The sequence below is a fragment of the Streptomyces sp. SID8374 genome, assembly GCF_009865135.1.
In the GTDB taxonomy this organism is placed as follows: Bacteria; Actinomycetota; Actinomycetes; order Streptomycetales; family Streptomycetaceae; genus Streptomyces.
Map to the genome: position 1 here is coordinate 2964269 of NZ_WWGH01000001.1, position 14833 is coordinate 2979101.

Annotated in this window: 4 protein-coding genes; all 4 read right to left on the bottom strand. The window is 75.5% G+C overall.

The features are described 5' to 3' along the window. Window positions 1–54: 54 nt before the first annotated feature. Window positions 55–1026 (bottom strand): hypothetical protein, encoded by a 972-nt coding sequence (locus tag GTY67_RS13030; protein WP_161278764.1) that lies wholly within the window; start codon window positions 1024–1026, stop codon window positions 55–57. Further along, the gene (locus GTY67_RS13035) at window positions 1023–5762 is read right to left on the bottom strand and encodes an ATP-binding cassette domain-containing protein (RefSeq protein ID WP_161278765.1); all 4740 of its coding nucleotides are present in this window, start codon (window positions 5760–5762) and stop codon (window positions 1023–1025) included. Before GTY67_RS13035 ends, GTY67_RS13030 begins: the two co-directional genes overlap by 4 nt. Window positions 5763–5857: 95 nt before the next feature. Further along, entirely contained in the window at window positions 5858–8275 is a 2418-nt protein-coding gene (locus GTY67_RS13040; RefSeq protein WP_161278766.1) for a non-ribosomal peptide synthetase, read from the bottom strand. Window positions 8276–8301: 26 nt separating this feature from the next. Continuing rightward, window positions 8302–14808 (bottom strand): non-ribosomal peptide synthetase, encoded by a 6507-nt coding sequence (locus GTY67_RS13045; RefSeq protein ID WP_161278768.1) that lies wholly within the window; start codon window positions 14806–14808, stop codon window positions 8302–8304. Window positions 14809–14833: the final 25 nt, after the last annotated feature.

Genomic DNA, 14833 nt, shown 5'->3' on the forward strand with positions numbered 1-14833 from the left:
TGAATTCGACTGGGCCAAGTTCTCAGTCGAACAAAAGGGGGGTGCGCGGTCCGGTCAGTGGCGTTTGACGGGTACGTCGCCGGGGCGGAAGGCCAGCCGTGGGCCCTCCCCGGCCCAGCTGCCGCCCTCCAGGCGCCGCAGACTCACCATCAGATCCAGGGTCAGCCACCGCCCGAGCTCCGGATGTGCCGGATGGCTCCACAGCCCGGCCGGCCCGCGCAGCCCCTCCAGGAACTCCACCAGGTCCGCCACTCGCGCGTCACGGGCGGAGATGCCGGTGCGGGAGACCAGGTCGAGGACGAAGGCGAGGTCGAAGCGGGAGTGCAGGGAGATGAAGCCGGTGGCCCGCTCGCGGCCGTGCAGCCGGGCGATCTCGGTGCCCACCGCCCACTCGTCGCGCGTCTCGCGCCGCAGCAGCAGATCGGCGGCGCGCCGGGCGGGTTCGGACCCGGCGCGGCCGGGGTGTCCGGCGAGGGCGGCGAGGGCGGCCTCGGTGTTGGCCCGGCAGCCCGGCGAGCCGGGCAGTCTGCGGTAGCCGGGGACGCTGCCGGGCTGCCCGGCCACCAGGCCGGTGGGCCAGGAGCCGTCGTCGTTCCGGCGCTCCAGCAGCCATGCGTAGCCGCGTTCGGCCCGGGGGTCGGTGGCCGCGCCGACGGCGGCGAGGCCGCGCAGGGGCAGGGAGACCTGGAGCGGGATCATCGTGTAGCGCTCGTCGGTGCGGAACGCGTCGAGGGGGAAGGAGCCGTCCGGGGCCTGCCGGTCGAAGACCCGCTCCACGAGGGCCGCCACCCGGGGGTGCCGCCGGTCCAGGCCCAGGTGGCCGAGGCGGCAGAGCAGCAGGCTCAGCTCCTGGAGCGGTTCCGGTTCGGCCGCGAGCAGCGCGCGCACCTGCGGGTCGTCGGCGCGGCGGGCGTCCAGGTCGGCCCGTTCGGGGTCGTCGGCCGGGACGTCCAGCAGCTCGGCCAGGACGCGGTGGCGCAGTGCGGGCGACCGGTCGCAGAGCAGCAGCCAGGCGGAACCGGTCATGACAGCACCTCACGCAGGTACGGGGCGGTGGCCGTGTCGGCGGCGGCCAGTTGCTCGGGGGTGCCCTCGGCGACGATCCGCCCGCCGTCGGGGCCGCCGCCGGGGCCCAGTTCGATCAGGTGGTCGCAGCAGGCCAGCAGCGGGATGTCGTGGTCGACGACGAGCACACTGTGGCCCAGGGCCACCAGCCCTTCGAGCGCCCGCACGAGCGCTGCCACGTCCCGGGCGTGCAGGCCGGTGGTGGGCTCGTCCAGGATGTAGAGCGCCGGCCGGGCCGGCGGCTTGGCGATCTCCCGTACCAGCTTGAGCCGTTGGCGCTCGCCGCCGGAGAGCGAGCCGGGCCCCTGGCCGAGGTTCAGGTAGCCCAGGCCCAGCCGGACGGCGGCGCGCAGCGGGGCGGCCACCGCCTCGTGGTCCTCCCAGAGTTCCAGGACCTCTTCGATGCTCAGCCGCTCCAGCTCGGGCAGGGTGTGGCCGCGTACGGCGAGTTCGCGGGCCTCCGCCCGGTAGCCGGTCGCCTCGCAGGCGTCGCAGGGCCGCTGCACCGAGGGCATGAACCCCATGTCCTCGGTCACCGTGCCCTTGCCCTTGCAGCCGTCGCAGCGCGGCTGGAGATCGGCCGCCGCCACCGCCCGCTCCCGGGCCGGGGCGGAGTCGAGGTAGGCGTCCCGCAGCGGGCCCAGCACTTTGAGGAAGGCGCCCGGGGAGGTGATGCCGACGCTGCTCTGGTCGGCGTTGCGGACCTGCTGGGGGGCGCCGTCGATCCGCTCGTGGCCGCCGGGGGCGACGGGGGTGGCGGCGGCCGACGTGGTGAGCTTCTTCGGGGCGAGGGCGCGGGCCAGCACATCGATGGCCAGGCTGGACTTGCCCGATCCGGAGACCCCGCAGATGCCGGTCAGGACGCCGAGCGGGATACGTACGTCCTCGCCTTCGAGGTTGTTCTCGGTGGGCTTGCGGACCGTCATCCAGCCGGTGGGCCGGGCGCGGGCGGCGGTGGCGCGCCCGGGCAGCGGCGGGGCGAGCAGGGCGCGCGCCTGCGGCACCGCGCGGACCTGGGCGGCGGTGCCGGAGGCGAGGACCGTGCCGCCGTGGCGTCCGGCGGCGGGCCCCATCACGATGCGGTGGTCGGCGCGGTCGGCGAGCCGCAGGTCGTGGTCGACGAGGATCACGGTGTTCCCGTGGTCGCGCAGCTCCTCCAGGACCTGGCCGAGCACGTCCACCTCCCGGGGGTGCAGACCGCGCGAGGGCTCGTCCAGCAGGACGGTCATGCCGGTGAGTTCGGCGCCGAGCAGGGCGGTCAGCCGGACCCGCTGGAGCTCTCCGGCGGAGAGGGTGTTGGCCGTCCGGTCGAGGTGGAGGTGGCCGAGTCCGACGCGGCCGAGGAAGCCGAGCCGGCGCAGGACCACGGCGTGCGACCGGGCCGTCCAGCCGGGCGCGTCCGGGGGCAGCCGGAGCGCGGCGAGGGCGTCGCGCACCCGGTCGACCGGGGCGCGGTGCAGTTCGTGGCGGTTGAGCCCGGCCACCGTCTGGTCCAGGAACTCCGGGCGCAGCCGCCCGCCGCCGCATCCGGGGCAGGGCACCCGGTCGGTGTAGAGGCCGCCGACGTCCCAGCCCTCCATGATGCGGAAGACCCCGCGCCACAGGACGGTCGCCGAGGGCGTGACCCGGGACTCGGGCGAGAGGGTGACCTCCTCCTGCCCGAAGAGGAAGGCCTCCTGGGCGGGGGCGCTCATCTCCTGCCAGGGGGTGCGGGCCGGGTCGAAGCCGTACCGCTCGCCGAGGGCCAGCAGCGCCCAGTAGCCGCCGTTGGCGGGCTTGGAGAGGTAGGAGCGGGGATAGAACCCCGGTGAGTACAGGGCGCCGTCGCAGATCGGGCGGTCGGGCCGGTGGATCAGCCGCTCCACCACGGGTACGGCCACCGATCCCATGCCGTGGCAGCGCAGGCAGGCCGCCTCGTACCGTACGGGCGAGAAGTCGGCCGGGTCGGCGGGGGGTCCGGGCCGCCCGCATCCGGCGCAGGCCCAGGCGCTGCCCGGCAGCGGGCCCGAACGGCGTTGCCCGCCACCGCAGTCGGGGCAGGTGCGGGCCCCCGCGTAGGCCAGGAGGACGCCGAGGTGGGGGCTGAGGTCGGTGGTGGAGCCGACGGTGGCGCGCGGGCCGGGGGGACGCCCGTCGCCGCCGATGGCCAGGGTGGGGCCGAGGCCGGTGACCGCGCCCACGGCCGCCTCGGGGCCCTCGCGCACCGACTGGCGCTCGTACAGCGAGAGGGACTCCAGCAGCCGCCGGGTCGCCTCGGCCTCCAGGACGTCCCGGACCAGGGAGGACTTGCCGGAGCCGGAGACGCCGACCACGGAGGTCATGGCGCCCTTGGGGATGCTGACCGACACATCCCGCAGGTTGTTGGCCCGGGCCCCGCGGATCTCCACCGATGTACGGGGGGCGCGCGGCGGGCGGGAGGGCCCGGCCGGGGCGGGCGGCGGTCCGGCGGGCGGGGCGGGGGGTCCGGCGTACTCCAGGCGGCCGCCCTCGGGCCCGCTGCCGGGGCCGATGCGGACCGTCCAGTCGGCCATCGCCGCGATGTCCTGGTTGTGTTCGACGACCACCACCGTGCAGCCGCGTTCGGTGAGGGTCCGCAGCAGCGCCGCGAGCCGGGGCACGTCGGCCGGGTGCAGTCCGGTGGTGGGCTCGTCCAGGTGGACCAGCTGGGCGGGCTTGCCCGCCGCGATCTGCTTGGCGAGCTTGACGCGCTGGGCCTCGCCCCCGGAGAGGGTCGGGGAGGGCTGGCCGAGCTTCAGGTACTCCAGCCCGACGTCCCGCAGGGCGTGCAGGATGCGGCGGGCGCGGGCGTCGTGGGTGAAGAGGGGGAGGGCCTCGGCGACGCTGAGGTCGAAGACCTCGTCGATGGCGTAGCTCTCCCCGTCGGCGAGGGGGGCGCGGACGGCCAGGGCCTCGGCGGCGAAGCGGCGTCCGCCGCACGCCTCGCACTGCACCCACTCCGAGGGCAGGAAGCGGAGTTTGACCTCCACCGAGCCCATGCCCGCGCACTCGGGGCAGGCGCCCTCGGAGCGGTTGAAGGAGAAGGTGCCGGGGGCGACGCCGGTGGCGGCGGCGAGCACGGCCCGGATGCGGTCCGCGAGCCCCGTGTAAGTGGCCGGGTTGGAGCGGGGGTTGACGCCGATCGGCGACTGGTCGACGCTCTGCGGGGTGAGCGGGCCGCCCTCGATCGCCGTGCAGCCGACCGCCCCGCCCGCCTCCAGGGAGGCGACCAGGACCTCCCGGACCAGGGTGCTCTTCCCGGCGCCGGAGGGGCCGGTGACCACGGTGAGCGCGCCCACGGGGAAGGCGCAGTCGAAGCCGGTGAGGTTGTTCCGGGCGGCGCCCCGGACGGTGATCCAGCGCTCGCCGGTGCCGGAGCCGGGTGGCGGGGCGAGCCGTTCGCGGCCGGAGAACCAGCGGCCGGAGCGGGTGTCGGCGGCCCACAGCTCGACGGGGGTGCCGGTGAAGACGACGCGCCCGCCGTCCGGTCCGGCCCCGGGGCCGATCTCGACGACCTGGTCGGCGCGGCCCACGGCGGTGCGGTCGTGCTCCACGAGCACCACCGGCCCGGCCAGCGCGCTGAGCCGGTCCATCAGCCGGGCCGCCTGGCCGGGGCCGAGGCCGATGGTCGGCTCGTCCAGGATGTGCAGCAGGTCCTCGACGTCGTTGGCCAGGAGCACCGCGATGCGCAGCCGCTGTGCCTCGCCGCGCGAGAGGGTCGGCGAGATCCGGTCGAGGGTGAGGTAGCCCAGCCCCAGGGAGGCCAGCGCCTCCAGCCGCCGCACCACATGGCGGACGGGGGCGGCGGCGTGCGCGGGCAGCACGGCACCGCCCAGCACCTCGGCGGCCCGGTCCACGTCGAGGCCGAGGAACGCGTCGAAGGCCAGCCCGCCGAGTTCGTAGGCGGCGGTCTCCGGCTCCCCGGTACGGAAGTCCTGCGGCCGCGCCGAGGGCAGCGGGGTGGCGCAGCCGGTGCAGATCCGGGCCCGGGAGAGGACCCGTGTCCCCTCCTCCGTACGGAAGATGACGTGGACCGGGCCGAGCGCGGCGACCGCGTCCAGCAGGGACCGGGCCTCCTTCGCGTCCCCGGTCGCGGTGAGCGTGCCGACGGGGACCTCCACGGTGTGCGGCACGTCGGGGTCCAGCCCGGCGCCGGACCAGGGCGCCCCGTCCACGGTGACGCCCTGGGGCCCGAACCGTTCGGCGAGACGGGCCAGCAGCCGGGCGTGGCTGCCGGTGGCACCGGCGACCAGGGGGGCGACGACCTCGACGGGTCCGGCCCCGGCGGCGGCCCGCAGCCGGGTCAGCTGCTCCTCGGCCGGGACGATCTCCGTGACCGCACCGCACGTGGGGCAGCGCAGCGTGGCGAAGCGGGCGTAGAGGACCCGCAGGAAGGGGTGGATCCCGGCGGCCGTGGCCACGGTGGAGCGCGGGTTGCGGTTCAGGACGTTCTGGCCGACCGCGACGGCGGGGCGCAGCCCGTGCACCGCCCGCACCCGGGCCGCCCGGGCGGTGGCCGGGGCGCCGGCGAGGGCGGCCAGGAACCGGTGCCGGGCCTCGCGGTGGAGGGTGTCGAAGACCAGGGAGGACTTGCCGGAGCCGGAGGCCCCCACGACAGCTGTGATGCCCTCACCGAGGTCCACGTCGATGTCGCGGAGGTTGTTCTCCGTCGCGCCCTCGATCCGGAGCGCCGGACCCACCGCACCCGCTCCCACTGCCCGCCCTTCGCCGTTCACCGTTCACCGCCCGGCCCCTCCGGGACCACCGCCACACCCGCCCAACCCTAGGGCCTGCTCTAGAAGTTGCTCAGCAACTTGGCCGCCTCCTCGTCGGACAGTCCGGCGACCAGTTCGAACAGGGCCGCCTCGACCGCGTCGGCCACCCCCTCGACCGTCGGGTTGGCGAAGAAGCTCCGTACGGAGACCTGGACTTCGAAGGTCGTGTTGACCCGGTTGAGGAGCTGGAGGGACTTCAGCGAGTTGCCGCCGACGGCGAAGAAGCTGTCCGTGCGGCCGACGTTCTCGATGCCCAGCACCTCCTTCCACAGGGCGACGACCTGCTCCTCCAGCGGGCTCTGCGGCTCCTCCGCCCCGGCCCGCGCCTGGCGGTCCTCCAGGGTCGGCGCGGGCAGCCGCAGCCGGTCGAGTTTCCCGGAGGGGGTGTGGGGCAGCTCCGGGAGCGGGACGTAGACGGCGGGCAGCATGAAGACGGGCAGCCGCTCCTCGGCGAAGGCCGCCAACTCCCCCACCAGCAGGGGCTCCTGGCCCTCGCCCACCACATAGGCGGCGAGCTGGGCGGCCCCGTCCTCGTCCTGGAAGACGGTCACCGCGCAGGCGCGCAGGGCCGGGTGGGCGCGGAGCACCGCCTCCACCTCACCGGTCTCCACCCGGCAGCCGCGGATCTTCACCTGGTTGTCGGCCCGGCCGAGGTAGCGGATCTCGCCGTCCCCGTCGAGTGCCACCAGGTCCCCGGTGCGGTAGAGCCGTTCGCCGGGGGTGAGCGGGTAGGGGTGCGGCACGAAGCGGTCGGCGGTCTGGCCGGGCCGGTTCAGATAGCCGCGGGCCAGGCCGCCGGTGCCCGCCACGCACAGTTCGCCGGGGATACCGGGGGGTACCGGGCGCAGCGCCTCGTCCAGCACGAGGAGCCGGTAGATGCCGAGCGCCCGCCCGATGGGCAGCCCGCCGGTGCCCTCGTACGAACGCCCCTCCCACCCGGCGACCTCGGAGGTCTCGGTCTGGCCGTAGAGGTTGTGCAGTTCGGCGTCGAAGCGCTCGGCGAACCGCTCCAGCAGATGGACGGAGGCCGCCTCGCCGGAGAGCTGCACCCACCGCAGGTCGGGGCAGGCCACCTCGGGGGCGAGGCTGAGGTAGGCGTCCAGCATCGAGGGCACGAAGTGGGCGAAGACGGTCCGCTCGGTGGAGAGCAGCCGGCTCAGGTGCACGACGTCGGACTCGGCGCCCGGGTCGGCCATGAGGATGGTCGCGCCCGCGCTCAGCGGCCCGAATATCTCCCAGATCGCCACGTCGAAGATGAGCGGCGTCTTGTGGACGACCCGGTCTCCGGGGCGCAGCCCGTACCGCCGGCCCAGCCACTCCAGCCGGCCCGCCGCGCAACGGTGGTCCAGGACGGTCCCCTTGGGCGTACCCGTGGAGCCGGAGGTGTAGTAGACGTACGCGGCGTGCTCCGGCCGCACCTCCACCTCCGGGGCCTCGGCGCCGCCCGTCGCGGGCACCTCCACCAGCGGGATACCGAGGCCGCTCAGCCGGACGGCCTCCTCGCCCCGGACGACGACCGCGGCGGCCCGGGCGTCGGCGGTGATGACGGCGATCCGCTCGGCCGGCAGGGACGGCTCCAGCGGTACGAAGGCGGCGCCCAGCTTGAGGACGGCGAGCAGCGCCACCACCAGCTCCGGGGAGCGTTCGACGCTGACGGCGACCAGGCTCTCGGCTCCGATCCCGGCCTCCGCGAGGGAGCGGGCGAGCAGGTTGGCCCGGCCGTCCAGCTCGCCGTAGGTCGCGGACCGGCCGCCCGCCTCCACGGCGTCGGCCCCGGGGTCGCGGCGCGCCGCCTCCTCGAAGGCCAGGTGGATGGGGCGCAGCCCGGGGTACTCCTCGTGGCCGGTGTCGGCGGCGGCCGCGGCCTCGGCCTGCTGGGCGGGGGTGAGCAGGGCCAGGTGGTCCACGGTGGTGCCGGGGTGGCGTGCCCCGTCCAGGAGCAGGGTGGCGTAGTGGTCCGCCCAGGCGGCGGCCCGCCCGTCCTCGGCCACGGCGCCCGCCGCGTACCGTTCGCCCGCCTCGACGAGGTGGGCGGCGGGGGTGTCGGTGCGGGCGGGGTGGAAGAACAGCCGCTCCACGGTCCCGGCCGCGTCGTCCCCGGCCGGTGCGGTGGCCGGGGCGTCCTGGGCCAGCGCCCGGTCGGCGGTGCGCAGCAGCTCCGCGAAGGTGAGGTCGCCGGTCACCGTGACGGGCACCACGTGCCCGCTGTCCGCGGCGGGCAGGACCTCGGCGTTCTCGCGGCGGCTGTGGCGGAAGCGGGTGGCGAGGAGGGCGGCGAGCAGGACGGCGGGGACGCCGACGCCGTGGCGGCGGGCGGCCTCGGCCACCTGCTCGCGGTCCTCGCCGGTGAGGCGGACGGCGGGGGCGGCCTCGGCGGCGGCTCCCTCCGTGCCATACGTCTTCTGCTGCGCCGGGTCGTTGACCTCGTCGTTGGCCACGGAACTCCCCTTTCGGGACAGGTGGGTCACTGGCTGATGCCGTTCGTCTGGGCGATGGTGTGGGCGAGTTCGCCCAGGTTCTGCGTGGTGTAGATGTCGAGAAGGCTGATCCGGACGCCCAGGCGCTGCTTGATCCGGGCGCTCACCTGGGTGACGAGGAGGGAGTGGCCGCCCAGCGCGAAGAAGTTGTCCAGCAGCCCCACCCGGTCGCGGCGCAGCACGTCGGCCCAGATCTCCGCGAGCTCCTTCTCGACGGTGGTGGCCGGGCTGACGAAGTCGCCCTCGTCCGGGCCGTCGTCGGGATCGGGCAGCGCCGCCCGGTCGACCTTCCCGTTCACGGAGAGCGGGAGCGCGTCGAGGGTGACGAAGGCGCCCGGGACCATGTAGCCGGGCAGCCGGCCCGCGAGGTGTTCGCGGAGCGCCTCGGCGGTGACGGGCCGCGCGCCGACCACATGGGCGACGATCCGCTGCTCGCCCCCGGGCCCGGTGCGCACCCCGGCCACCGCCTGCTCCACATCGGGGTGGGCGGCAAGATGGGCCTCGATCTCGCCGAGTTCGATGCGGTGGCCGCGTACCTTGACCTGGTCGTCGGCGCGGCCCAGGCAGATGAGCTGGCCGTCGGCGGTCCACCGGACCAGGTCGCCGGTGCGGTACATCCGGGTGCCGGGCGCCCCGAAGGGGTCCGGCAGGAAGCGGTCGGCGGTCAGCCCCGGCCGGTTGAGGTAGCCGTGGGCCAGCCCCTCGCCCGCCAGGTGGAGTTCGCCGACGACGCCGACGGGGACCGGCTGCTGGGCCGCGTCCAGGACGTAGGCCCGGGTGTTGCGGAGGGGGCGGCCGATGGGCGGGGTCCCCTCGATGGGGTCCGGGGAGGACCAGGCGGTGGCGTAGACGGTGGACTCGGTGGGGCCGTACAGGTTGGCGACGAGGCCTGCGCCGACGGCCCGGCCGATCTCGTTGGCGGCCTTGGCGGAGAGCGGCTCGCCCGCCAGGACCACCGTGCCGGCCTCGGCGCGCAGCCCCCCGGCCGCCTCGATCTGGGCCAGCGCCGAGGGGACGCCGCTGAGCAGGGAGGCGGTGTACGGTCCGGCGGCCGGGTCGGCCAGGTCCAGCAGGGAGGCGACGATCTCGACCGATCCGCCGGTCAGCAGCGGGCCGAACATCTCGAAGACGGAGACGTCGAAGTTGAGCGAGGTGGCGGCCAGGACGTGGGAGAGCGGTTCACCGCCGAAGGCCTCGCCCGCCCAGGCCGCCAGGTTGGCGACGCTGCGGTGGGCGACGACCACGCCCTTGGGGCGCCCGGTGGAGCCGGAGGTGTAGATGGCGTACGCCGGGTGGCTCGGGTGCAGGGGCGCCGTGCGCTCGGCGTCGGTCAGTGCGCGGGCGTCGTGGGCCGCCACGGCGGCGGCGGTCGCGGGGTCGTCCAGGACCAGCAGCGGGCGTTCGCCGTCCGGGATGCGGTCGCGGGCCTGCGCCGAGGTGAGGACGAGCGCCGGATCGGCGTCGTCCAGCATCAGCGAGATCCGGTCGGCCGGGTAGGCGGGGTCGACGGGGACGTAGGCGGCCCCGGCCTTGAGCACCGCGAGGACGGCGACGACGATCCGTTCCGTACGCGGCAGGGCGACGGCCACGAAGTCCCCGGGGCCGATCCCCCGGGCGGCCAGGTGGCGGGCCAGCCGGTCGGCGTCCGCGTCGAGTTCCCCGTACGGCAGGGTGAGCGCGCCGTGCACGACGGCGGGCGCCCGGGGGGTGCGGGCGGCGACCTGTTCGAACAGGTCAGGCAGGGTGGCGTCGGGGATCTCGGCCTCGGTGTCGTTCCACTCCTCCAGGAGCAGCCGCCGCTCGCCCTCGCCGAGGATCGGGAGGGCTTCGAGGGCGGTGTCCGGGGCGTCGGCGACGGCTTCCAGCAGCCGCAGGTAGTAGGCGGCGAACCGTTCGGCGGTGGACCGGTCGAACAGCGAGGTGGCGAACTCCAGGTCGCCCGCCAGCTCGCCGTCCTCCGTCTCCCGCACGTACAGGGTCAGGTCGAACTTGGCCGACCGCGCCTGGGTCCCCACGGGTGACGGGGTGATCCGCACTCCGGTGGAGCCGGCGCCGGACTCCTCGGGGGAGGCCGCGTAGTAGCTGAAGGCGACCTGGAAGACCGGGTGGCCGGAGACGTCCCGGGCGGGCTGGACCTCGTCGACCAGCAGCTCGAAGGGGAGTTCCCGGTGGGCGTCGCCGCCGAGCACCGAGGCGCGGACCTGGTCCAGATGGGCGTCGAAGCGCTGCCCCGGAGCAATCTGCGAGCGGACCGGCAGGGTGTTGAGGAAGAGGCCGATCAGCTCGTCGGTGCCGATGTCGCCCCGGCCGCCGGAGAAGTAGCCCAGGCACAGGTCGTCCTGGCCGCTGAGCCGGTGCAGCAGGACGCTGAAGGCGGCCATGGTGGTCATGAACAGGGTGACCCGGCTGCGGCCGCTGAGGGCCCGCAGCCGTGCGGTGAGCGCGGCGTCCACCCGGAAGGCAACGGAGTCCCCGGCGAAGTCGGTGATGGCGGGGCGGGTCCGGTCGGTGGGCAGCTGGAGGGCGTGCGGGGCCCCGGCGAGGTACTGCTTCCAGTAGTAGAGGTGGTTGTGCAGCTCGGCGCCCTGGAGCTTGCGGCGCTGCCAGGAGGCGAAGTCGGCGTACTGGAGGCGGGGTTCGGGCAGGGGCGAGGGCTCGCCGCGCAGGAACGCCTCGTAGAGCGGGACGAGTTCGCCGACCAGCACGGCCGTGGAGTAGCCGTCGAAGGCGATGTGGTGGGCGTTGAGGAGCAGCAGGTGCTCCTCGGGCCCGGTCCGTACGGCGGTGACGCGGATGACCGGCCCCGTCTGGATGTCGAAGGAGATCCCCGCGTCCTCGCGCAGCAGCGCGTCGAGGGCGGCCTCGGGGTCCTCGGCCGCGGTGACGTCCGCGAACTCCAGCGGGCAGCCGCCCGGTTCGAGGACGACGGGCACGATGGCCGCGCCGTCGGCGTCGTACACGGTCCGCAGCACCTCGTGGCGGCGCACGATCTCGTCCAGCGCCGCACCCAGCGCGGCCCGGTCCAGCGGCCCGTGCAGGGCGAGCGGCAACTGCACGTTGTAGAGGCCGCCTTCGGGCTGGAGCAGATGGAGGAAGACCATGCGCTCCTGGGCGAAGGACGCCTGCGCGACCTCCCCCGCCGCCCGTGGCACGACCTTGTCCGGTACGCCGCCGGCCGCCAGGGCGAGGGCGGCGAGGCGGGCGACGGTGGGCTCGGCGAGGAAGTCGCCCGCCGGCACCTCCACACCCAGCCGCGCACCGACCCGGGCGAGCACCTGGGAGACCAGCAGGGAGTGTCCGCCGACCGCGAAGAAGTCGTCCAGGACGCCGACTTCGTTGCCGCCCAGCACGTCCTGCCAGACCTCCGCGACGAGCTGTTCGACCCCGGAGCGCGGGGCCACCGGCCCCTCGCCACCGGGCAGCGGGGAGCCGCCGGAGGCCGGGAGGGCGGTCAGGTCGGTGCGGCCGTGCCGGTCCAGGGGCAGGGCGTCCAGGACGGTGTAGCGGGCGGGCACGGCGTGGGCGGGGAGGCGCTCCAGCAGCCAGCCGCGCAGACCGGCGGCGGTGGGGGCGGCGCCGGGGGCGGGGACGAGGTGGGCGGTGAGCTGCTGGGAGCCCTGCCCGTCGGGTCCCGCGGTGACGGCGGCCGCGGCGACGCCGGGGTGGCGGAGCAGGGCCGCCTCGGTCCCGGCGGGTTCGACGCGGACCCCGCGGACCGTGGCCCGGCGGTCGGTGCGGCCGAGGTGGGTCAGGGTGGCGTCGGCCCGCCGCCGTACGAGGTCGCCGGTGCGGTACATCCGGGAGCCGGGCGGCCCGTAGGGGTCGGGCACGAAGTGCTCGGCGGTCAGGGCCGGGCGGTGGTGGTAGCCCCGGGCGAGCGAGGCGCCGGAGATGTGCAGCTCTCCCGCGACGCCGGACGGCACGAGGTTGAGGGCCGCGTCCAGCACGTACGCGGCGGTGTTGCGCACCGGGTGGCCCAGCGGGGCGGCCTCGGGCCAGCCGTCGATGCCGGGGGGCAGCTCGTGGGCGGTGGCGATCTGGACGTCGGGGCCGCCGTGGTGGTGCAGAAGGCGGCGGCCGGGGCGTGCGGCGACGAACTCCCGCAGGGCCGGGCCGAGTTCGAGGGTCTCACCGGTCTGTACGAGGTGAGCGAGGGCGGGCAGCGGACGGTCGTCGGCCAAGGCGGCGCGGGCGAGGAGTTCGAGGACGGTGGCGGGCGCGTACAGGTCGCTCACCCGGTGCTCCGCCAGCCAGGCCGCGAGGTGCGCGGGGGCGGAGCGTACGCCGTCGGGCACCAGGGTCAGCGTCGCGCCGGAGAGCAGCGCGGTGAGCGTCTCCCGGACGAACCCCTCGGAACCGGCCGAGGTGAACTGGGCGATCACCCGGCCGGGGCCGGACGGCAGGGCGGCGAGGTGCCACTCGGCCATGTTGACCAGCGCGGAGTGGGGCACCGTCAGGGCCGCCGGGCGGCCGGAGGCGTCCGGGGCGGGGAACAGGCAGGCGGCCGTGGCACCGGTGACGGGGACGGGCAGGTCCTCGCCGTCCCGGTCCGGGCAGGCGGTGAGCGGTGGGTCGAGGACGAGGAGCCGGTGGCCCGTGCCGGTGAGCCGGCGCGCCCCCGCCTCATCGGTGACCACGAGGTGCGGCCGGGCCTCGCCGAGCAGCGCGAGGAGGCGGCCGTCCGGCAGGGCGGGCTCCACCGGCAGATGGGTCCCGCCCGCCGCCAGCACGGCGAGGAACGCGGTGACGGAGAGGCCGCAGCGGGGCAGCAGCACCGCGGCGGTGCGCTCGGGTCCCACCCCTTCGGCCACCAGGGCGCGGGCGAGCCGGTCCGCACGCTCACGCAGCTCGAGGTAGGTCCAGGTGCTCCCGCCGTCCACCAGGGCGAGCGCCCGGGGCACGGCGGCGGCGCGTTCGGCGAACCAGCCGGCCAGGGACTCCCCGCGCGGTGCCCCGCCCACTCCGGCGGCCAGCAGCTCGGGCCGGTCGGCCGGGTCGATCAGCGGGAGGTCCAGGACGCGGGCGCCGGGGTCGGCCACCAGCCCTTCGAGCAGCGTCACATAGAGCCGGGACAGCTCCTGGACGGTCTCCTCGTCGAACAGGGCGGTGGCGTACTCGAAGCTGCCCTGGAGTCCGTCCTCCGTCTCCCCCACGAAGAGGGAGAGCCCGAACTTCGCGGTGGTGCTGGGCTGTTCGACCGGGGTGACGGTGAGGCCGTCGAGTGCGAACTCCTGGGCGCCGAGGTGGGAGAACATCACGTCGAAGAGCGGCCGGTCCCGGCCGAGTCCGGCCACCACCTGGTCGAAGGGCAGCTCGCGGTGTTCGTAGGCGCCGATCACGGTGGTGCGGACGCGGTCCAGGAGGACGGCGAAGGCGGGGTTGTCCGAGAGGTCGGCCCGGATCACCACGGTGTTGGCGAAGTAGCCGATCATCGCCGCGGTGTCGGGGTGGACGCGGGTGTCGACGGGGGTGCCCACGCTCACGTCGTCCTGCCTGCACCACCGGGCCATCAGCACCTCGAAGGCGGCGAGCAGCACCATGAAGGGGGTGGCGGAGGAGCGGGCGGCGAGGTCCTGGAGGGCGGCGGCGAGAGCGGGCGGCACGGTGAAGCCGGTGGAGGCGCCCGCGTGGTCGGGGGTGGCGGGGCGCGGCCGGTCCAGCGGCAGATCGAGTCCGCCCCTGGCACCGTCCAGCTGCCGCTTCCAGTACGCCAGGTGCCCGGCCCACGCGTCGCCGGGCCGCTCGCGCTGGCGCAGCGCGTGATCGGCGTACTGGGCGGGGAGTTCGGGCAGTTCGGGGGCGCGGCCGGTGCGCAGGGCGGCGTAGGCCTCCTTCAGCTCGGCGAAGAGCAGGCCGATGGAGGCGCCGTCGACGACGATGTGCTGGGCGTTGAGGGCAAGCACATGGCGGTCCGCTCCGAGTTTCAGGAGCCGCACGGCGAACAGCTGGTCCCGGCCGAGGTCGAAGTGGTGTGCGAAGAACTGCTCCAGACGGGTGGTCAGCTCTGCCTCTCGCCTCCCGGCGGGCTCACCGCTCAGGTCGGTGTGCTCCAGCCGCACCCCTTCGTCGGGGACGACGACCTGGGCGACGGCGCCCTCGCTCTCCCGGAAGCGGGTCCGCAGCACCTCGTGGCGCCGCACGATCAGGTCGAGGGCTCCGCGCAGGGCCGCGGTGTCGAGGGGGCCCTCGATCCGCACCACCGTGCCCACGTTGTAGCTGGCCTGGAGCCCCATCCGGTCGAGGAACCACAGGCTCTCCTGGCCGTGCGAGAGCGGCAGCGTCCCCGGCCGGGGGCGGACGGCCAGCCGGTCCGGTTCCGGGTCGGCCTCCGGCCGCTCCAGAAGCCCGACGATCTCCGCCTTGTGGGCCCGCAGGGCGCCCATCCGGTCGGGTGTGAGGGCGTCGGAGGGCCGGAAGCGCAGGCGCCCGTCCTGGACCCAGAGTTGCACGCCGTCGGCGGTCAGCCCGCTCAGCAGGTCACGCGCTGTGGTCATGGTGGACCGGTCTCCCCTGGTGTCG